The sequence below is a fragment of the Stenotrophomonas sp. AN71 genome, from assembly GCF_050435725.1.
Classification (GTDB): Bacteria; Pseudomonadota; Gammaproteobacteria; order Xanthomonadales; family Xanthomonadaceae; genus Stenotrophomonas.
The window spans coordinates 24,802-46,256 of record NZ_JBNDKU010000008.1; the positions used below are offsets into that span (position 1 = coordinate 24,802).

The window sequence follows — 21,455 nt, forward strand, 5'->3', positions numbered from 1 at the left end:
TGAGCAGATTCCATTGGCGAGTCCGTACAATCGCAGGCCGTTTACGCCCAGACAGTAGACTGGGCGGCACCGCGAACGAACCCCAGAGTTTAAACCACCGCCCCATGCTGAAGCTCGACCGATACCTGCTGGGCGATTTCGTCCAGAGTTTCCTGGCTACCCTGATCGTCCTGCTGGTGGTCAGCGTGGGCGGCGTGCTGGTGGACATCCTTGGCAACATTGCCGATGGGCGCCTGCCGGCCAAGCTGCTGTTCTCCCAGCTGGGGCTGCAGTTCATCGCCTACCTGCCATTGATCCTGCCGCTGGCGCTGATGCTGGGCCTGCTGCTGGCCATCGCCCGGCTGTACCGCGACTCGGAAATGGCGGTGATCACCGCCATTGGCGTGGGCCCCAAGCGCCTGCTGCGGCCGCTGCTGATGCTGGTGGTGCCGGTGGTGCTGCTGGTGGGCACCTGCTCGCTGTGGCTGGGCCCCTGGGCCGGCCGGGTGGCCGAGCAGATGATCCTGGAGGCCAACCGCAGCGTGCTGATGGCCGGCCTGGAGCCGGGCCGCTTCACCCCACTGCCCAATGGCGGCGTGGTCTATCTGTCCTCGATCTCGCCGGACGGCACCCAGCTGGGCAAGGTGTTCATGCAGCGGCAGAAGGACGACCGCCTGGAAGTGGTGTCAGCCAACGGCGGCCGCATGTTCTTCGAGGGCACGCGCCAGCGCTTCCTCGAGCTCGATGACGGCCACCAGGTGGAAGGGCCGGTCGCCGGCGCGCTGGATTACCGCCTGGCGACCTTCGCCCGCAACGACGTAGCCCTGCCCGACGGCGCGCAGACCCGAACCGAGGATGACCCGGAACTGATGCCGACCCTGAAGCTGATCGGTGATGCGCGCCCGCAGGCGCAGGCGCAGCTGCACCGCCGCCTGGCGCCGCCGCTGATCGCACTGGCCTTTGCCCTGCTGACCGTGCCGCTGGGCCGCAGCTCGCCGCGCCAGCAGCGCTACGGGCGCATGATGCTGGCGCTGATGGCCTACATGGTGGGTACCAACCTGATGTTCATTGGCAGCGGCTGGATCGCCAACGGCAAGATTCCGCCCGCGCTCGGCCTGTGGTGGCTGACCCTGCCACTGCTGGCGCTGGCGATCTGGATGTATGCGCGTGATGGCCGCCTGGCCCGCCCGAAGGGAGCCCGCGCATGAGGCTGCGCCCGATGCGTTTCGACCTGTACCTGGGTCGCTCGGTGTTCACCACGGTGCTGTTGACCTGGGCGGTACTGGTCGGCCTGGACGTGGTGATGGCCTTCTCCGGCGAGTTCAAGGACATCGGCAAGAACGGCTACACCCTGGGTCATGCGGCCGCGTGGGTGCTGTATACCGTGCCGCGCCGCGCCTACACGATGTTCCCGACCGCTGCGGTGATCGGTGCGCTGATGGGCCTGGGCCAGCTGGCGGCGACCTCCGAGCTGACCGCCCTGCGTGCGCTGGGCCTGTCGCGCAAGCGCCTGAGCCTGTCGGTGGCGATCGCGCTGTCGCTGCTGACCGCGGTGATGGTGCTCAGTGCCGAGACGCTGGGGCCGTGGGGCCAGGACCGCGCCGATGCGCTGAAGTCCAGCGCCAAGTGGGGGCGGGATATCTCCACCACCCGTTATTCCGGCCTGTGGGCACGCGAGGGCGATACCTTCCTCAACGCGCAGAGCGGCGAAGAGCAGCTGGTCGGTGACAAGGGCACGCGCCTGATCCTGCGCGACGTGCGCCTGTACCGGATCGCCGCGGACGGCCAGATCGCGTCGCTGACCCACGCCGCCACTGTCGAGCACGACAAGGAGGGCTGGGTGCTGACCGGCGTGCGCCGAGACACCTTTGGCGAACGCTCGGCCACCCGCGAGGAAGTGGCGCGCGAACCCTGGCATTCAAAGCTGGACCCGGCGGCGCTGGCCACCGGCATCGCCAAGCCGCGCAACCTCAGCGTGGCCGAGCTGAGCACCAGCATTGCCTACCGCCAGCGCAACGGCCTGGATGCGCGCGACTTCGAGGATGTGTACTGGAGCCGCTGGTTCTACCCGGTGAACGTGCTGGCGCTGTGCCTGGCGGCGGTGCCGTTCGCGTTCGGCTCGCTGCGCAGCGGCGGCATGGGCAAGCGACTGTTCCTGGGCATCCTGTTCGCGCTGGGCTTCTGGCTGCTGCAGCTGTTCTTCGGCCGCATGGCCGGCGCGTTGAAGTTCGACTATCGCATTGCCTATGCGCTGCCGCCGATCGTGATGCTGGCGGTGTCCGCACTGCTGTTCCGGCGAAAATCGGGCTGATGCCGGTAGCGCCGGGCCATGCCCGGCTGTTTTCCGCGCTGCGCGTATAAGTCGAGCACGACTCGACTCTACGGAGCGTGCATCATCGCTTCGGCATGCGCACCAGTCGCGTGCCGCTGGCGCGGTCATGCCAGGTCAGGCGCTGGCGATCGGCCCACGCCCACCAGAACCCCAGCCCGCCCAGCAGCAGTGACAGCGTGCCCACCGCGAAGCGCAGCCACAGCTGGCCGCGACGCAGCGGAGCGCCATCGATCGATTCCAGCTTCAACCGCCACGGGCGCATGCCCAGCGTCTGCCCGCCACGGCGCCAGCTGGCCGTGGCATAAGCCCCGGTGGTCGCCCAGCACACCGCCCACAGCAGCCACTGCCAGGCACTGAACGGCGCAATGTTCTCGCGCTGCGCGTGGCCGCTGAAGGTGTAGGCCAGGGTGAACAGCGTGCCGGCCAGCATCCACAGCGCCAGTACCGGCAGTGCGTCGTAAACCATCGCCAGCAGGCGCCACGGCAGCAGTGCGCGTGGGCGGGGCATTTCGGTGGCGGCCACTGGGGCGGCGTCGATGGCGGGGCGGGACATGCACCGAGCATACGCAATGCTGGCCGTGCCCGCAGTGGCCCTCGTATCCTGCACGCATGGCTCTTGTTTCCACTCCCGCTGAACGCCGCCAACTGGTCCAGCAGCTGCCCGGGCTGCGCGCAGACGACAGCGTGCGGATCCAGCGCTTCCTCGATGCGATCTGGGCCGAGAACGGCCTGGCCCGCGCCACCCTCGACAGCTACCGGCGCGATCTGGAAGGGCTGGCGCGCTGGGTGGATGGACGCGACGGTGGCCTGGCCGGCATCGAGCGCCCCGGGCTGTTCGACTACCTGGCCTGGCGCACCCGCCATGGCTGGTCGCCACGCAGCAATGCGCGCCTGCTGTCCGCACTGCGCGCGTTCTTCGCCGATGGCATGCGCCGCGGCGAGCGCAGTGAAGACCCCAGTGCCCTGCTGGACCCGCCGAAGCTGCCCCGGCTGCTGCCCAAGGCGCTGGCCGAAAGCCAGATCGAAGCCCTGCTGGCGGCGCCGGACATCGACAACCCGCTGGGGCTGCGCGACCGTGCCATGCTGGAGCTGATGTATGCCGCCGGCCTGCGCGTGAGTGAGCTGGTGCTGCTGCCGGCCACGGCGGTCAACCTGCGCCAGGGCGTGTTGCGGGTCACCGGCAAGGGTAGCAAGGAGCGGCTGGTGCCGCTGGGCGAGGAATCACAGCACTGGCTGGAGCGCTACCTGCAGCAATCGCGCCCGCTGCTGGTCGGCAAGGGCAAAGTGCAGGCGCTGGCCGACGGACAGACGCCGCTGTTCGTCGAGCCAGCATTGCACGCGTTGACCCGGCAGGCGTTCTGGCACCTGGTCAAACGCCATGCGCAGGTGGCCGGCATCGATCCGGCGCGGATCAGCCCGCATGGTCTGCGCCACAGCTTTGCCACCCACCTGCTCAATCATGGTGCCGATCTGCGCGCGCTGCAGATGCTGCTCGGCCACAGTTCGCTGTCGACCACCCAGATCTATACGCTGGTGGCACGCGAGCACCTGCAGAAGCTGCACGCCCGCCACCATCCGCGCGGCTGAGCAGCGGGCTGAATCGCCCCCGGGTGTGGTGCAAGGCCTCGCGGCCTGTCCCCGGTGGCTGTGTCAGAATCCGGGATCTTCTTCTATCGCGGATTGCTCCATGCTCCGATTTGCCATCGCCGCCGTATTCGGTGCGCTCAGCCTGACGGCCTGTGCCCAGCCGGCTCCGCCGGCGGCCAAGGCGCCTGCCGCCGCTGCTTCGGGCAACGGTTCGGCCGACCAGGCCGTGCGTGCCGCGCTGACCGCGCTGAATCCCGGCTTCCAGGTGGATTACATCGGCGCCGCGCCGTTCCCCGGTTTCCGCGAAGTAGTGGTGTCCGGCCAGCTGCTGTACGTGTCCGATGACGGCCGCTACCTGTTCCAGTCGCAGCCCTACGACACCCGTGCCAAGGGCCCGGCCAACAGCGAGGGCCTGCTCGGTTACCGCCGCGGCCTGCTGGCCAAGGCCAACCACGGCGACCGCATCGTGTTTGCCGCGCCGAACGCGAAGTACACCATCAGCGTGTTCACCGATATCGAGTGCGGCTACTGCCGCAAGCTGCACCAGGACATCGCCGAGCTCAACCGCAACGGCATCACCGTCGAGTACCTGGCGTTCCCGCGCATGGGGCTGGGCAGCAAGGACTACACCGACATGATCTCGGTCTGGTGCGCGGCCGATCGCCGCCAGGCGCTGACCAACGCCAAGCGCGGTGGCAGCGTGCCGGCCAAAAACTGCACCAACCCGGTGGCGATGCAGTACGCATTGGGCCAGCAGTTGGGCGTGAACGGTACGCCGGCGATCTTCGCGCCGGATGGCACCCAGCTGGGCGGGTACCTGCCGCCGGCGCAGCTGCGTGCAGCGCTGGAAAAGTTGTCGGCCAAGCGCTGACCCGGAGCGCCGCCGGGCATGGCCCGGCGGATGCATCATGCGAACAAGGCCGGGGACACAAGTGCGCCCCCGGCCTTTTCTCTACTTCAAGCCATCACTGACCGCCTTGGTCAGCGTGCCCTGCGCATCGTCACCACTGAACTCCCAGACAAACGCGCCGCCCAGGCCCTGGGTCTTCACGTAGCCCATCTTGCGGGTGATGTTGGCCGGGGTGTCGAAGCTCCACAGCGTGCTGCCGTTGTAGATCCAGGTGGCACCGGCGGTGTTGTCGGTGTAGCCCGGCCACGCCAGGTTCTTCAGTACCTTCCAGTCTTCGATGCCGGCCTCGTAGGTACCCGGTGCGGCGCCGGTGGCGGTCTGGTACAGGCCGTTGTTGGCGTTGGCCACGCCGGTCCAGCCACGCCCGTAGTAACCGATGCCGAGGTTGAGCTTGGCCGCAGGCACGCCACGGCTGATGAAGGCCTCGATGGCATCGTTGCTGTTGTACAGCTTCTGGTCGCCGGTGGACGGATCATTCGGCGAATCGAACAACGCCGACTGGTGATTGGTCTTCGCATCCCACGCGCCGTGGAAGTCGTAGGTCATCACGTTGATGTAGTCCAGGTACGGATGGTACGCGGCCGGATCGGTGACGCGGATCTTGTCGATGCCCGCACCCACCGCCACCGTCAGCAACAGGCCCGGACGCACCGCATCGAGCTGGCGGCGGAACTCGGCCATCAGCGCGGTGAAGTTGGCGTTGTCTTCCGGCTTGCCGCATTCGATGCCGCACGCCACCGGGTACTCCCAGTCGATGTCGATGCCGTCGAACACGCCCAGCGCGGCACCGGCGCCACCGGCACCGTCGGTCACCGGCAGGTTGCCCTTGATGTAGGCGTCGATGCACGAGGCGACGAAGGCCTGGCGGTTTTCCGGACGCGCCGCGCTGGAGAAGCCACGCGACCAGGTCCAGCCACCCAGCGAGATCAGCACCTTCATGCCCGGGTACTTGGCCTTGAGCTGCTTGAGCTGGTTCCAGTTGCCGCGCAGTGGCTGATCCCAGGTATCGGCGCTGCCGCTCACGCTTTCGCCTGCACCGAAGGCCTTGGTGTAGTCGGCGAAGGCATCGCCACCGGCACCGCTGTTCGGATCCGACGGCTGGGTGATGCCCACTTCGCAGCGGTTGTTGCGCACGTTGCCGAAGGCGTAGTTGATATGGGTCAGGCGTGCGGCCGAGCCGCTGCTGTCGATGTTCTTGACCCGGTAGTTGCGGCCATAGATGCCCCACTGGGTGAAGTAGCCGATGACCCGCTTGCCGGTGGTGCCGCCGTCACCGGCCAGCGTGGTGGCGCTGATCTCGGTGCCCTGTGCCGACGCGTTGCCAGCGTTGTCGCGGGCACGCACCCGGTAGCGGTAGGTGGTGGACGCGGTCAGCCCGCCATCCACATAGCTGGCACTGGACGGCGAACCGACCAGACTGCCGTTGCGGTACACGTCATAGCCGGCCATGCCGCTGCCACCGGTGTTGTCGGTGGAGGGGCTCCAGCTGAGCGCGATGCTGTTGGCGGTACGCGTGCCCACCGCCAGCCCACCGGGCACGCTCGGTGCGGTGGTATCGCCACCGGCGGCGTTGACAGTGATGGTGATGGTCGGCGTGCTGGTGGTGGCGTTGTTGTTGTCGGTGGCCACCGCACGCAGGGTGTGGCTGCCCGCGCTGGCGTTGGCCCAGCTGGCCGCGTACGGCGCTCCGGTGGCGACGCCCAGCGAGCTGCCGTCACGGAAGAACTCGACCTTGGCGACGCTGCCGTCCGGATCACTGGCCGTGGCGGTCACGTTGACCGTGCTGCCGGCGCTGAAGGTGGCGCCGTTGGCCGGCGAGGTCAGGCTGACCACCGGCGGCTGGTTGGCGCCGCTGCCATCACAGGCGCCGAGGTTGGTGTAGTAGGGCGCACCGGCCGGATGGTCCGGCGGCGCGTTCCAGATGTCCTGGTTCGCCCGATAGAGGACGCCTCCTTTCTGCAGGGTATCGCCGGCCCGGTAGATCTTGGCCTGGTCCCATTGGGCCACCCCGGCGCAGCTGGCAGCCTGCGCCAGGCCGGGCAGGGCGGCGGCACCGGCGGCCAGGGCGAGCAGCCAGGCCAGGTGGCGGGGACGACAGCTTCGGGTCGCACGTTCGGCACTGCGCACAATCGGGTCGTACATGGGTAAGTCTCCGATCAAAGGGCGCGCGGGCCCCGATGGCGCCGCGCGTGACGCAGGTCCGGGCGTCGCCCGGGAAGGCGACGGAGGGGGCGGACGGGGTACCTGGGAGGCCGGGGAGAGAGTCCGACACCAGGTGGGGACAACGTTGTCATCAATTGTGTGGTCAATCCGTGAGCAAGCGCATGGTTCCGGGATTCGGTCGGAGAGCGGCGCTGCGCGCGGTCGGCGGCCATCGGCGGAGCCCCCTCGTGGCTGGGGTGGCTCGCGTACAGCGGGGTTCTGATGTTTGGCCGGGTGGGTGGGGTCAGGCGGGGACGCCGTGAACCCGTCCCTGGGGGCTTGGCCGCGGCATCCATGCCGCGGACACCCCGCCTGACCCCACCCACCCGGCCCCTGACAGGTTCCTGCGCGGCCAGCCACGAAAGACAGAACAAAAAATCAAAAGCAAAAGCCGGTCGCTTCGCTCTTCAATGCCTGACTTCTGAAATTTCCCTGGTTGCCGGCCAGCGGCCGGCACTACCGGGAAGCATTCACGCATGGCGTGGATCTACCGCAGATCGCGGAGATCTGTCGAAGGCGGGGTGGTGGGGGCCAGCAGGACCGTTGGCGCCATGGATGGCGCCATCGAGCCCCCAGGGATGGGTTTACGGCGTGTCCTGCTGGCCCCCGCCGCCCCGCCAGCCTACGGAATGCCCGCCTTTGCTTTGGCTGTTGCTTTGGCCGTTGCCGTTGCCCTGGCTTCGGCGGGTGCCGGGCGCCGCCCGGCCAAAGCCCCATCCCCGCTTCCGGTACAATATCGGGCCCGTTTCCCAACTACGGTTCCCCGGACATGATGGTCCTCGAGGGCGCGCCCGCCCTGTCGCCGTTCCGCCGCGAACGTCTTGAATCCCGCCTGCAGTCCATCGCTCCCTCCCTGCGCATCAGCGGTGCCTGGCACGTCTACTTCGTGCAGACCGAAGGTGCCGCCGCCCCCGACCTGACCACCCTGTGCCGCATCCTCGAGGCTGCGCCGCAGGCCGAAGCCGTGCCCGACGGCGCGGTCAGCCGCATCGTGGTGCCGCGCTTGGGCACGCTGTCGCCGTGGTCGAGCAAGGCCACCGAACTGGTCCGCGGTGCCGGCCAGCCGGTGAGCCGGGTCGAGCGTGGCCTGCGTATCGACGTGCAGGGCTGGCCGGCCGATGCCGCTGCCCAGCAGGCGTTGGTCAAGGCGCTGCACGACCCGATGACACAGTCGGTGCTGGAGACCGTGGAGCAGGGCCAGGCGCTGTTCTCTGCGCCGGCCCGCGGCGAACTGGAACGCGTGCCGGTGGACCAGCTGGAGGCTGCCAACCAGCGCCTCGGCCTGGCCATGGCGCAGGACGAGATCGACTACCTGCGCGAGCGTTTCACCGCGCTGGGCCGCTCGCCGTCGGATGTGGAACTGATGATGTTCGCGCAGGCCAATTCCGAGCACTGCCGGCACAAGATCTTCAACGCCAGCTGGACCATCGACGGCCAGGAACAGGACCGCTCGCTGTTCCGGATGATCAAGAACACCCACCAGCAGACCCCGCAGCACACGCTCAGCGCGTACAGCGACAATGCGGCGGTGATCGAAGGCCATCCGGCCTCGCGCTACCGCCCGGACCCGGCCAGCGGCGAGTACCGCGGTGAACCGCAGGTGCCCAGCGCGTTCCAGATCAAGGTGGAAACGCATAACCACCCGACCGCGATCGCACCGTTCCCCGGTGCCTCCACCGGTGCCGGCGGTGAGATCCGCGATGAGGGCGCGACCGGTCGCGGCGGCAAGCCGAAGGCCGGCCTGACCGGTTTCTCGGTCTCGCACCTGCGTATCCCTGAACTGCCGCAGCCGTGGGAAGCACCGCGCGCGCTGAACCCGCGCATGGCGCCGGCGCTGGAGATCATGACCGATGGCCCGCTCGGCGGCGCCGCATTCAACAACGAGTTCGGCCGCCCGAACCTGCTTGGCTACTTCCGCAGTTTCGAGCTGCCCGAAGGCGCCGATCTGGTCCGCGCCTACGACAAGCCGATCATGCTGGCCGGTGGCCTCGGCGCGATTGACCGCGTGCAGGTCGACAAGATCCTGCTGCAGGACGGCGACGCGGTGATCGTGCTGGGTGGCCCGGCGATGCTGATCGGCCTCGGCGGCGGTGCCGCCAGTTCGGTGGCCTCGGGCGAAAGCGCCGAGGACCTGGACTTCGCCAGCGTGCAGCGCGACAACCCGGAAATGGAGCGCCGCTGCCAGGAGGTCATCGACCGCTGCGTGGCGATGGGGGCCGACAACCCGATCAAGTTCTTCCACGACGTCGGCGCCGGCGGCCTGTCCAACGCGATCCCGGAATTGCTGCATGACTCCAGCGTGGGCGGCGTCATCGACCTGGGCAAGGTGCCTACCGATGACCCGTCGCTGTCGCCGATGCAGCTGTGGTGCAATGAGTCGCAGGAGCGCTACGTGCTGGGCGTGGCCCAGGAGCGCCTGGCCGAGTTCGCCGCGCTGTGCGCCCGCGAGCGTTGCCCGTTCGCCGCAGTTGGTGTGGCGACCGCTGAGGAGCACCTGGTGGTGGCCTATGGCGCCGTGCCGGGCAACATCCCGGCCGATGCGCCGATCGACCTGCCGATGGACGTGCTGTTCGGCAAGCCGCCGAAGATGCACCGCGACACCGCCCATCCGCCGGCACCACGCTGGCCGGCGCTGAGGACCGGCGGGCTGGATCTGCAGGACGCGGGCCTGCGCGTGCTTGCGCACCCGACGGTGGCATCGAAGAACTTCCTGGTCACCATCGGTGACCGCAGCGTCGGCGGCCTGACCGCACGCGAACAGATGGTCGGCCCATGGCAGCTGCCGGTGTCCGATGTCGCGATCACGCTGGCCGATTTCGATGGCGTGGCCGGCGAAGCGATGTCGATCGGCGAGCGTACCCCGCTGGCGCTGCTCGATGCTGCCGCTTCGGCGCGCATGGCGGTGGGCGAGGCGCTGACCAACCTGTGCGCGGCCCCGGTCGATGCGCTGGACGAGATCAAGCTGTCGGCCAACTGGATGGCCGCCGCTGGTCACCCGGGCGAAGACGCGCTGCTGTACGACGCGGTGAAGGCGGTGGGCATGGAACTGTGCCCGCAGCTGGACATCAGCATTCCGGTGGGCAAGGACTCGCTGTCGATGCAGGCGCAGTGGCACGACCAGGGCGAAGCGCACAAGAGCGTTTCCCCGGTGTCGCTGGTGATCACCGCGTTCGCGCCGGTGGCCGACGTGCGCCAGCAGCTGACTCCGCTGCTGGACCGCGAAGTGGAGAGTGAGCTGTGGCTGATCGGCCTCGGCGCCGGCAAGCAGCGCCTGGGCGGTTCGATCCTGGCCCAGGTGCACGCCGACCACGGCGACCTGCCGGCCTTCGCCGGCGCTGCGCCGGACCTGGACGACCCGCAGCGCCTGCGCGGTTTCTTCGAGCTGATCCGCGATGCGCGCCAGGCCGGCCTGCTGCGTGCGTACCATGACCGCAGCGACGGCGGTGCCTTCGCCGCGCTGTGCGAAATGGCCTTCACCTCGCGCCTGGGCCTGGACATCACCCTCGATGCCTGGGGCGACGATCCGTTCCGTAGCCTGTTCAATGAAGAGCTGGGGGCGGTGGTGCAGATCGCGCGCGAAGACCGCGCCGCGTTCGCCGACCTGGTCGAGCGTCATGCACTGACCGAATGCGCGCAGCGCATTGCCAAGCCGACCACTGCGCCGGTGGTGCGCGTGTCGCTGGGTGGCGAGAATCTGGCCGAGTGGCGCTGGGAAGCGCTGTTCGATGCCTGGTGGTCGGTCACCCACGCCATGCAGAAGCGCCGCGACAACCCGGCCAATGCCGATGCCGAACGCGAGATCGCCCGTGCCTTCAACGCATCGGGCCTGAAGCCGAAGCTCAGCTTCGATCTCAACGAGGATGTGGCGGCGCCGTTCATCAGCACCGGTGCGCGTCCGCGCGTGGCGGTGCTGCGCGAACAGGGCGTCAACGGCCAGATCGAGATGGCGAACATCTTCGAACGTGCCGGCTTCCGCGCCTTCGACGTGCACATGAGCGACCTGATCGAAGGTCGCGTGGCCCTGCAGGACTTCACCGGCCTGGTTGCCTGTGGTGGCTTCAGCTACGGCGACGTGCTCGGTGCCGGCCGCGGCTGGGCGACCTCGATCCTGGAGCGCAGCGCGCTGCGGGATGCCTTCGCGGCGTTCTTCGCGCGCGAGGACAGCTTCGCCCTGGGCGTGTGCAACGGCTGCCAGATGATGAGCCAGCTGAAGAACATCATCCCGGGTGCGGAGCACTGGCCGCAGTTCCGCCGCAATGCCAGCGAGCAGTTCGAGGCCCGCACCGCACTGCTGGAGGTGGTGGAATCGCCGTCGATCCTGCTGCGTGGCATGGCCGGTTCGCGCCTGCAGGTGGCGGTGGCGCATGGCGAAGGCCAGGCCGTGTTCGACAACGCGGTCGATCAGGCTGCGGCCCGCGTCTCGCTGCGCTACATCGATGGCCACGGCAACGTGGCCAGCCAGTACCCGTTGAACCCGAACGGTTCGCCGGATGGCATCACTGGCCTGACCAGCAGCGATGGCCGCGTCACCATCATGATGCCGCACCCGGAGCGTACGCCGCGTGCTCTCAACATGAGCTGGGCCCCGGCTGACTGGCAGGGTGATTCGCCGTGGATGCGCATGTTCCGCAACGCACGGGTGTGGTGCGGCTGATCGCATCGTTCCGCGCAGGCGCCAATGCCACCGCGTATGGAGAAACCCGCCGCTTTGTCGGCGGGTTTTTCTTTGCGCGATTGAAACTCCTGTACCGCCCGCTAGTTACATCGATTTTCATGCGCCAGCCGTTCGTCACGCATGGCTAACAAAATCCTTTTATAAACAGGTGAAATAGTGAACTGCTTCACGGCAATAGGATTTGCCGTGTCAAAGTCTTGACGATCTGCAAAGTTGCCGTTAACACTTGAACCCCGTTTCAGAACCATTCATTCCGCAGTAACCGCTTGGCGCACGCGCTCGGTTTTCTGTCGCTGCGCGCCCTTCGGCAACACCCCGCAGTAAATCACGCGAATAAACGCCCCCAGGGGACGTTGGGCCAGAAGGCCCGGCGGTGGCGTTGCTTTGCCCAAAACCAGTCCAATCAGGAGCCGTACCGATGAATCGGATTTATCGCAAGGTCTGGAACAAAGCATTGGGTCAGTTGGTGGTGGCCTCGGAACTGGCCTCTTCCAACAGCGACGGTGGCGTTGTCGACCAGCGTCGCGACGCCACGCAGGCAGCGCCAGCGACGTTGGCCGTGGCCCTGGGCCTGATACTGGGATTGGGTATGGCAGGCAGCGCTGCAGCACAGTCGGTGCAGATCGGCGGCAGTGCCACCTGCGTGGCATTCAGCGGCAAGCTTCTGGAAAAGTGCCTGATCGAGGGCACGGCCAGCGCCAAGGGTAGTAATGCTGTGGCGATCGGCAGCAACAGCAATGCCAGCGCAGCCAACAGCGTGGCGCTCGGCGCCGGCTCCAAGGCGGCGCGCGCGAACACCGTGTCGGTTGGCGATACCGGCAAGGAACGGCAGATCACCAACGTGGGCGCCGGTACCCAGGCTACCGATGCGGTGAACAAGGCACAGTTGGATGCGCAGGCGCGCGCCACGCAGGCCGCGCTGGCCAACGTGGCCGCAGAGGGAAGCCGCTATTTCAAGGCCGATGGCGCTGGCAATGACAGCGATGCGGCGAAGATCGACGGGCAGGGCGCCGTAGCGGCCGGTGCCGGTGCACAGTCGCTGGCCAACGCCACTACGGCCATTGGTACCCAGGCCATTGCCGCTGGTCTGGGTGCCAGTGCCTTCGGCCAGGGTGCCCTGGCGCTCGGCGATGCCAGCGTCGTGGTCGGGCAGAGCGCGGCTGCGTTCGGCCTCGGTGATACCGCAGTGGGTGCCAGCGCGACCGCCGCCAGCGAGAACGGCGCGGCCACCGCGCTGGGGGCACTGTCCGAAGCGACCGCCGATGGTGCTACCGCGGTCGGTGGTGGCGCTGTGGCGATGGGCCCGGGCAGTACCGCGCTGGGCCGTGGCGCCACTGCCGCCAACGAAGCCTCGATCGCCGTCGGTGCGTTCAGCACGGCGGTCGGTGAATACAGCACGGCGCTGGGTTCCAACGCCGCTGCGGTCGCTACCGGCAGCGTGGCGCTGGGCGCCGGCTCGCTCGCGGACCGGGTCGACACCGTGTCCGTCGGTGCCGCCGAGTACGGCCTGACCCGCCAGATCACCAGCGTCGCCGCCGGTACCGAAGATACCGACGCGGCCAACGTCGGCCAGCTGAAGGGTGTTGCCGCGGTGGCCGATGCCACCGCCAAGCGTTTCCAGGCCACCGGCAGCCGCAACAGCGATGCCGGCGCACTGGCCGACGGCGACGATGCCCTGGCAGCGGGCGAGGCAGCCAACGCGATCGGCAACGGCACCACGGCGGTCGGCGCCGGTGCCACTGCCGTTGCGCAGAACGCCACCGCCGTCGGCAACAACGCGTTGGCGTCTGGCCAGAACAGCGCGGCATTTGGCAACAACGCACAGGCCAACGGCCCGGGCAGCGTCGCGGTAGGTGGTGCGGCCGTGGATGCCGATGGCAATCCGCTGATCACCACCGGCGGCGTGCCGGTGGAAACCGGCGCCACCAGCGCCGGCATCGGCGGCACCGCCGTGGGCGCCAGTGCCGATGCCGGTGGCTTCGCCGCCTCGGCTTACGGCGTGGGCGCGTACGCCGCCGGTGCGCAGTCCTCCGCGTTCGGCGCGGTAGCCAATGCCATCGGTGACTACTCCACCGCCCTGGGTACGCAGAGCAACGCCACCGGGACCAGCAGTGTGGCCATCGGCGGCCCGGCCGATCTGATTCCGGGCCTGGGCTTCTTCGTGCAGACCCAGGCCAGTGGCGAAGCGGCCACCGCCGTGGGCGCCGGCGCGATTGCCAGTGGCAGCCACGCGGTGGCCAACGGCAGCCTGACCGAGGCCTCGGGCGCGGAATCCACCGCCGTCGGTTACTTCGCTTATGCACCGGGTGAGAACGCCAGTGCGCTGGGTGCACAGACCTGGGCCAGTGGCGCGCAGAGCACCGCCGTTGGCTACTACGCCACCGCACGCGGTGCCAACAGCGTCGCCCTGGGTGCGAACTCCGAAGCGGTGCGCGCCAACAGCGTAGCCGTCGGCAGTGCCGGACATGAGCGGCAGATCACCAGCGTTGCTGCAGGCAGCGAAGCCACTGATGCGGTGAACAAGGCGCAGCTGGACGCCGTGGCCAGCACCGCCGACGGCACCGCGCGGTTCTTCCAGGCGCAGCCGGAAGCGGGCAGTGATGCCGGTGCGCTGGCCGAGGGCGAGGGCGCCATCGCGGCGGGTTCGTCGAGCAATGCGATCGGTGCCGGTGCGGTTGCGCAGGGCGCAGCGGCGTCGGCCATCGGTGACGACGCCGTGGCGGTGGGGCGCAACAGCAACGCCACTGGCAACGGCGGCGTTGCCATCGGTGGCCTCGGCCAGGCCTATGACGAATACAACCAGCCGATCATCGGCGCTGATGGCAAGGCACAGCAGGTAGGTACCACCGCCGTGGCCGATGCCACCGCGGTCGGCAGTGGCGCGCAGGCCACCGGTGCCGCCAGCAACGCCTTCGGCAATGCCGCCAGGGCTAGCGGTGACAACAGCGTGGCCGCAGGCGGGAAGTCGCGTGCGACCGGCAGCTATGCGGTCGCGGTTGGCGACAGCGCCTTTGCCAGCAGTGATGACAGCACCGCCGTGGGCGGTTACAGCTGGGCTACGGCCAGCGGCGCCAGCGCGTTCGGTTCCGGCGCGTGGGCCACGGCGACCAATGCGTCGGCGTTCGGCAACGCCGCCTGGGCCAGTGGCAGCGGTGCCACCTCCATCGGCTACAACAGCTGGGCCAACGGTGCCAGTTCCACCGCCGTCGGCCGCGGTGCGTTCGGTTATGGCGACAACAGCGTGGCGCTGGGCTTCCAGGCGCTGGGCAACAGCCTCAACAGCATCGCCATCGGCACCAACACGGTGGCCGGCGGTGAAAGCGCGATTGCACTCGGTGCCGGCAGCAACGCCAGCGCCAGCAACGCGGTCGCACTGGGTGCCGGATCGGTCGCCAGCCGTGCGCGCAGCGTGTCGGTGGGCAGCGCCGGCAACGAACGCCAGGTCACCAACGTCGCCGCCGGTACCCAGGCCACCGATGCGGTGAACAAGGCACAGCTGGATGCCGTCGCCAGCACGGCGGCAAACACCAGCCGCTTCTTCCAGGCCAGCGGCAACGGCGACGACGTGGCCGGTGCACTGGTGGACGGCGACAACGCGCTGGCCGCCGGTGATGCGGCCAATGCCATCGGCAACGGTGCCACTGCACTGGGCAGCGGGGCCAATGCGCTTGCCAACAATGCACAGGCCGTGGGCTTCAATGCACTGGCGACGGCCGCCAATGCCAGCGCGGTGGGCGCCAATGCACAGGCTACCGGCGAATACGCCACTGCGCACGGTGCGGAAAGCGAAGCCAGCGGCGAGCAGAGTGCCGCGTTCGGTGCGGCCAGTATTGCCAGCGGCGCAGGCAGCACGGCCAGCGGCGCACTGTCCGAAGCCTCCGGTGAGGAAGCCGTGGCGGTGGGCTATTTCAGCAATGCCAGTGGCAGTGGTGCGACCGCGGTGGGCAGCGAGAGCATCGCCAGCGGCACCGCATCGGCGGCGTTCGGCATCGGTGCCGAAGCCACCGGCGGCTACAGCACCGCCATCGGTGGCTACGCGCAGGCATCAGCCTTCAATGCGACCGCCTTCGGCAACTTCGCCAATGCCTCCGGTTCCAACAGCGTAGCGCTGGGTGGCGACTCGGAAGCCTCCGGTGCCTACAGCACGGCCACCGGGCAGGGCAGCCTGGCCACCGGCACCAACAGCGTGGCCGTGGGTGGCTCGCTGTTCGGTGTGCTGGCCACCGAGGCCTCGGGCAACTACTCCACCGCGGTCGGTGGTGGCGCGTGGTCGGGAGGCATCAACAGCACCGCGTTGGGCAATGCGGCTGAATCGCGTGGCGCCAACAGCGTGGCACTGGGTGCGGATTCGATCGCCGACCGTGACAACACCGTATCGGTCGGTGGTGGTGGCAACACCCGCCAGATCACCAACGTGGCCGACGGCACGCAGGGCACTGACGCGGTCAACAGGAACCAGCTCGATGCGGTCGCTGCCGCTGCGGCGAAGACCAGCAAGCAGTTCCAGGCCAGTGGCAATGCCGACGGTGAAACCGGCGCCCTGGTCGAGGGCGACAACGCGCTGGCGGCTGGTGATGCGGCCAACGCCATCGGCAACGGTGCCACCGCACTCGGCAGTGGCGCCAATGCGTTGGCGGCCAATGCCACCGCCGTCGGCATCGATGCACTGGCCACCGGCAGCAACGCCGCGGCACTGGGCAGCACCGCACAGGCCACCGGTGAAGACAGCCTTGCGCTCGGCACCGGCGCCAGCGCCAGCGAGCTCGGCGCCAGTGCGGTGGGCGCGCGTGCCCAGGCCAGCGGTGCCTACAGCACCGCAACCGGCACCGAATCCAATGCCAGTGGCACGCAGGCACTGGCCAGCGGCTTCCGCAGTGCCGCATCTGCCGATGGCACCACTGCCGTTGGCGGCTATGCCGAAGCCAGCGGCCGCCTCGGCACCGCACTTGGCTACGGCTCGGCGGCCAGTGGTGCCAACACCACTGCAGTGGGCTTTGGTGCCGCTGCAGCCGGCACCGGCGCCGTCGCGGTGGGCCAGTCCAGCGAGGCCAGTGGCGCCGAGAGCGTCGCCATCGGTGGCAGCACCTTCTTCGGCCTGATCCCGTCGCGTGCCAGTGGCACCGGTGCGGCCGCTTTCGGTGCGGGCGCGTGGGCGACCGAAGACTACGCCACGGCGATCGGCTGGAATTCGTGGGCCGCCGGCAGCAACGCCACGGCTCTGGGCGCCAACGCCACCGCCAACGGCGGCAACAGCGTCGCCCTCGGTGCGGGTTCCAAGGCCGACCGTGACAACACCGTCGCGGTCGGCAACGCCGGTGGCGAACGCCAGGTCACTCATGTTGCCGCCGGCAGCGAAGCCACCGATGCAGTGAACAAGGGCCAGCTGGATGCGGTCGCCAGTGTCGCCGACAAGACCAGCCGCCAGTTCCAGGCCAGCGGCAATGCCGATGGCGAGGCCGGTGCCCTGGTGGATGGTGACAACGCGCTGGCGGCCGGCAATGCGGCCAACGCCATCGGCAACGGTGCCACCGCGCTGGGCAGCGGGGCCAACGCGATGGCCGCCAATGCCACTGCGGTCGGCTTCGATGCGTTGGCCACCGGCACCAACGCGGCGGCGCTGGGCAACGGCGCACAGGCCAGTGGTGTCGACAGCGTGGCCGTCGGCAGTGGTGCCAGCGCCAGCGAGCTCGGTGCCAGCGCCAGCGGCGCCGGCGCCCAGGCCAAGGGTGCCTACAGCACCGCCAGCGGTGCGCAGGCTACGGCCAGCGGTACGCAGTCGCAGGCCAGCGGCTTCCGCGCCAGTGCTTCCGCCGACGGCGCCTCGGCCATCGGCAGCTACGCCGATGCCAGTGGTCGCCTCGGCACCGCGGTCGGCTACGGCAGCAAGGCCACCGCCGCCAATGCCACGGCGGTGGGTGTCAGTGCCACCGCCAGCGCTGCGGGCAGCGTGGCATTGGGTTCGGGCTCAGTGGCTGATCGTGCCAACACGGTGTCGGTCGGCAGCAGCACCAGTGACCGCCAGATCACCCGTGTCGCGGCCGGTACCGAGCGTACCGATGCGGTCAACCGTGGCCAGCTCGATGCGGTCGCGGCGACTGCCGATGGCACTGCGCGCTACCTGAAGGCCACTGGTAGTGGCACTGCCAGTGCCAGCGGCAGCGATGCTGTGGCTCTCGGTTCGGCCGCCAGCGCCAGCGGCGCACGCAGCAACGCAGTGGGTGCCAACGCGATGGCGATCGGTAACGGTGCGCTGGCACTGGGCACCAGCGCCGGTGCATCCGGTGCCAATTCGGTCGCCCTTGGTGCGGGATCGCGCGCGCTCGACGCCAACGTCGTGTCGGTCGGCGGCGGCAACGGCACTGATGGCCCGGCGACGCGGCGCATCGTCAATGTGGCCGACGGCCGCATCGCTGCCGGCAGTACCGATGCGATCACCGGCTCCCAGCTCAACGTCACCAACCAGCGCGTGGGTGCGGTGGAAACCCGAGTCGGCGATTTCGATTCGCGCATCGCCACAGTCGAGACCACCGCGGCCAGTGCGGTCGGCTACGACGACGCCAGCCGAGACCGCCTGACCCTGTCCGGCTTCCAGGGCACCACCATCGACAACGTCGGCGCCGGCAACATCGCCGCCGGCAGCCGCCAGGCGATCAATGGTGGCCAGCTGTTCCAGTCGCTCAGCGATGCCGCCAGCTTCCTTGGTGGCGGCGCCGGCGTTGGTATGCAGGGCGTGTTCGTGGCGCCGAACTACGTGATCCAGGGCGCCACCTACCGCAACGTTGGTGATGCGCTCGGTGCGCTCGACCGCAAGGTCAGCGAGATCGACCGGCGCACCGCCAGTGGCACGCGTGCCAGCGGCGCCAGCCTGCGTGCGATGAGTGCCTCGCTGGATGAGACGCCGGCCAGCCTTGCCGACGCATTGGCACCTGCCGATGCCGCCGATGCGGTACCGGCCACTGCTTCGGCAAGCGGCGCACGTGTGCAGGGCACGCCGACCGTCGCCAGCGCCGGTGGTGCGGGCATTCCGGTCGGCACCCCGGCGACAGGCTTCAACGCGGTCGCCATGGGTGACGGTGCGGTTGCCAGCGGTGCCTCGTCCACCGCGATCGGCCAGGGCGCGACCGCCACTGCCGCCAATGCCGTGGCACTGGGCCAGGGCTCGGTCGCCGACCGCGCCAATACGGTCTCGGTGGGCAGCGAAGGCAACGAGCGCCAGGTGACCAACGTGGCCGCCGGCACCACGGCTACCGATGCGGTCAACAAGGGCCAGCTCGACCGTGGCATGGCCACCGCCAACAGTTACACCGACAGCCGCGTCAAGGCCGTTGCCGACAGCTTCGATGTGTTCAAGGGCGAGATCGATGGACGCCTGCGCCACATGGACCGTCGCATCGATCGCCAGGGCGCGATGAGTGCGGCGATGCTCAACATGGCCACCAGTGCCGCCGGTATCCGCACCCAGAACCGGGTCGGCGTCGGCATCGGTTTCCAGGGCGGCGAATCGGCGCTGTCGCTGGGTTACCAGCGTGCGATCAGCGATCGCGCCACGGTCACCTTCGGCGGTGCCTTCAGCAGCGACGACAGCTCGGTTGGCGTCGGCGCGGGCTTCGGCTGGTAAGCCACTCCATTGCGCCGGCGGCCACCCACGCCGGCGCCGCACCTGCAATGAGGGCCTGGGGGGAGGTCACGGCAATCCCGGCTGGGCCGGCCGGGAGTCGTCAAGGAATGATGGCCGCAGTGTTGGTTCGATCCATGACCCAGAAGAGGAATTCGACGTGATCAAGAAGCAGAACCTTCGCATCAATGTGCTTGCCGCCGCCGTGCTGTCGATGACCGCGGTCGGTGCCGTCCACGCCGCCGGGCTGCCGACCCGTGAACCGGTGCGGCATGCCGGCACCGCTGAGCCGGGCACCGAGCGCATCATCGTCAAGTACCGCACCGGCACCGCTGCGGCGAGCGACCGTTCGGCCAAGCTGTCCACCGTGCAGTCGGCGCTGGGCCGCGCCAGCCTGTCCGGTGGTACCACCCGTGCCAGCACGCTCGGCCCGCAGGTCGTGCGCCGGCTCGGCATCGGCGCCGACCTGATCCGCCTGCAGGGCCGCCTGGCACCTGTCGAACTGCAGCGCGTGCTGAAGGAACTGCAGGCCGATCCGGCGGTGCAGTACGCCGAGGCCGACGTGAAGCTGCGCAGCACCGAACTGCGTGCCGGCGATGTACAGCCGGCGCTGGTGCCCAACGACCCGCTGTACCAGCAGTACCAGTGGCACCTGTACAACGCCACCGGCGGCATCAATGCACCGTCGGCATGGGATGTCTCCAAGGGCGAGGGCATCGTGGTGGCGGTGATCGATACCGGCATCCTGCCGCAGCATCCCGACCTGGTCGGCAACCTGCTGGAAGGCTACGACTTCATCAGCGATGCGGAGACCTCGCGGCGCCCGACCAACGATCGCGTGCCGGGTGCACAGGACTACGGCGATTGGGTCGAGAACGACAACGAGTGCTATGACGGCTCGCTGGCCGAGGAAAGCTCCTGGCACGGTACCCACGTGGCCGGCACGGTTGCCGAGCAGACCAACAACGGGATCGGCATGGCTGGCGTCGCCCACAAGGCCAAGGTGCTGCCGGTGCGCGTGCTGGGCAAGTGCGGTGGCTATCTCTCCGACATCGCCGACGCGGTGATCTGGGCATCCGGTGGCACCGTGACCGGCATCCCGGCCAACACCAACCCGGCCGAAATCATCAACATGAGCCTGGGCGGCAGCGGTGCCTGTGGCAGCACCTACCAGGATGCAATCAATGGCGCGATCTCGCGTGGCACCACGGTGGTGGTGGCGGCCGGCAATGAAACCGACAACGCCTCCAAGTACCGTCCGGCCAGCTGCGAAGGCGTGGTGACCGTGGGTGCCACCCGCATCACCGGTGGCATCACCTATTACTCCAACTACGGCACCCGCGTGGACCTGTCCGGTCCGGGCGGTGGCGGCAGCGTCGACGGCAACCCGGGTGGCTACATCTGGCAGACCGGCTCCAACGCGGCCACCACCCCGGAATCGGGTACGCCCGGCTACATGGGCCTGGGTGGCACCTCGATGGCGTCGCCACATGTCGCTGCCGTCGCTGCGCTGGTGCAGAGCGCGCTGATCGCCAAGGGCAAGGACCCACTGACCCCGGCCGCGATGCGCACCCTGCTGAAGGAAACGGCACGCCCGTTCCCGGTCGCGATTCCGGCCGCCACTCCGATCGGCACTGGCATCGTCGATGCCAAGGCCGCGCTGGCCAAGGCACTGGAAGCGCCGTGCACCGAGAACTGCGGGCCGGTGGCCACGCCGTTGACCAACAAGGCCGCCGTCGGTGGCCTGAACGGTGGCGCCGGCAGCAGCCGCCTGTACAGCTTCGAAGCCGTCGCCGGCAAGCAGCTCAGCGTGATCACCTACGGCGGCACCGGCAACGTGTCGGTCTACCTGGCCAAGGGCCGTGAGCCGAGCGCTACCGACAGTGACGCCCGCTCGACGCGCCCGGGTACGTCGGAAACGGTGCGGGTCACCGCGCCGATCGCCGGTACCTACTACATCAAGGTGGTAGGCGAGGCGGCCTACAACGGCGTGAGCATTCTTGCCACGCAGTAAGCCGGCCCTGTCGTAGTCGGGTAGTTGAATGGCCGAAGCCCGTCACATGCATGTGACGGGCTTCGTCTTTCTGCGAAAGCTCGCTACAAGGCGGCGGAAATCATGGCTTAACTGCTAAAGTCGGGATGATTGACAGGAGGG

General features: G+C 68.7%; 9 protein-coding genes. 7 read left to right on the plus strand and 2 right to left on the minus strand.

Going from position 1 to position 21,455, the window contains the following annotated elements; genetic code table 11:
* Positions 1 to 104 precede the first annotated feature (104 nt).
* The gene (gene lptF, locus ABH900_RS13490) at positions 105 to 1,187 is read left to right on the plus strand and encodes an LPS export ABC transporter permease LptF (protein ID WP_429623446.1); all 1,083 of its coding nucleotides are present in this window, start codon (positions 105 to 107) and stop codon (positions 1,185 to 1,187) included.
* On the plus strand, positions 1,184 to 2,290 hold the full coding sequence (gene lptG, locus ABH900_RS13495) for an LPS export ABC transporter permease LptG (protein ID WP_429623448.1): 1,107 nt from the start codon (positions 1,184 to 1,186) through the stop codon (positions 2,288 to 2,290). The genes lptF and lptG overlap by 4 nt, the downstream gene beginning before the upstream one ends.
* Positions 2,291 to 2,372: 82 nt before the next feature.
* Here the strand turns inward: lptG and ABH900_RS13500 are convergent, their stop codons facing one another.
* Positions 2,373 to 2,864, minus strand: coding sequence for an RDD family protein (locus tag ABH900_RS13500; RefSeq protein ID WP_429623450.1), 492 nt, complete (start codon positions 2,862 to 2,864; stop codon positions 2,373 to 2,375).
* A 56-nt stretch (positions 2,865 to 2,920) separates the two neighbouring features.
* On the opposite strand from ABH900_RS13500, the gene xerD reads away from it, so the two are divergent.
* Both xerD and ABH900_RS13510 read left to right on the plus strand, forming a co-directional pair.
* Positions 2,921 to 3,898 carry a site-specific tyrosine recombinase XerD gene (xerD, locus tag ABH900_RS13505; RefSeq protein ID WP_429623452.1) on the plus strand — a complete coding sequence of 326 codons (978 nt, stop codon included), beginning with the start codon at positions 2,921 to 2,923 and terminating at the stop codon, positions 3,896 to 3,898.
* Positions 3,899 to 3,998: 100 nt separating this feature from the next.
* Positions 3,999 to 4,769, plus strand: a complete 771-nt coding sequence (locus ABH900_RS13510) for a thioredoxin fold domain-containing protein (RefSeq protein WP_429623453.1) — start codon at positions 3,999 to 4,001, stop codon at positions 4,767 to 4,769.
* 81 nt (positions 4,770 to 4,850) lie between these two features.
* Here ABH900_RS13510 and ABH900_RS13515 read toward each other — a convergent pair whose 3' ends face one another.
* The gene (locus tag ABH900_RS13515; RefSeq protein WP_429623455.1) at positions 4,851 to 6,950 is read right to left on the minus strand and encodes a glycosyl hydrolase family 18 protein; all 2,100 of its coding nucleotides are present in this window, start codon (positions 6,948 to 6,950) and stop codon (positions 4,851 to 4,853) included.
* 829 nt (positions 6,951 to 7,779) lie between these two features.
* Here ABH900_RS13515 and purL point away from each other — a divergent pair.
* From purL to ABH900_RS13530, 3 genes are all read left to right on the plus strand, one after another.
* Positions 7,780 to 11,664, plus strand: coding sequence for a phosphoribosylformylglycinamidine synthase (gene purL, locus ABH900_RS13520; RefSeq protein WP_429623456.1), 3,885 nt, complete (start codon positions 7,780 to 7,782; stop codon positions 11,662 to 11,664).
* 439 nt (positions 11,665 to 12,103) lie between these two features.
* Positions 12,104 to 19,303, plus strand: a complete 7,200-nt coding sequence (locus ABH900_RS13525; protein WP_429623458.1) for an ESPR-type extended signal peptide-containing protein — start codon at positions 12,104 to 12,106, stop codon at positions 19,301 to 19,303.
* 157 nt (positions 19,304 to 19,460) lie between these two features.
* Positions 19,461 to 21,314 (plus strand): S8 family peptidase, encoded by a 1,854-nt coding sequence (locus ABH900_RS13530; RefSeq protein ID WP_429623459.1) that lies wholly within the window; start codon positions 19,461 to 19,463, stop codon positions 21,312 to 21,314.
* The last annotated feature ends 141 nt before the right edge of the window (positions 21,315 to 21,455 follow it).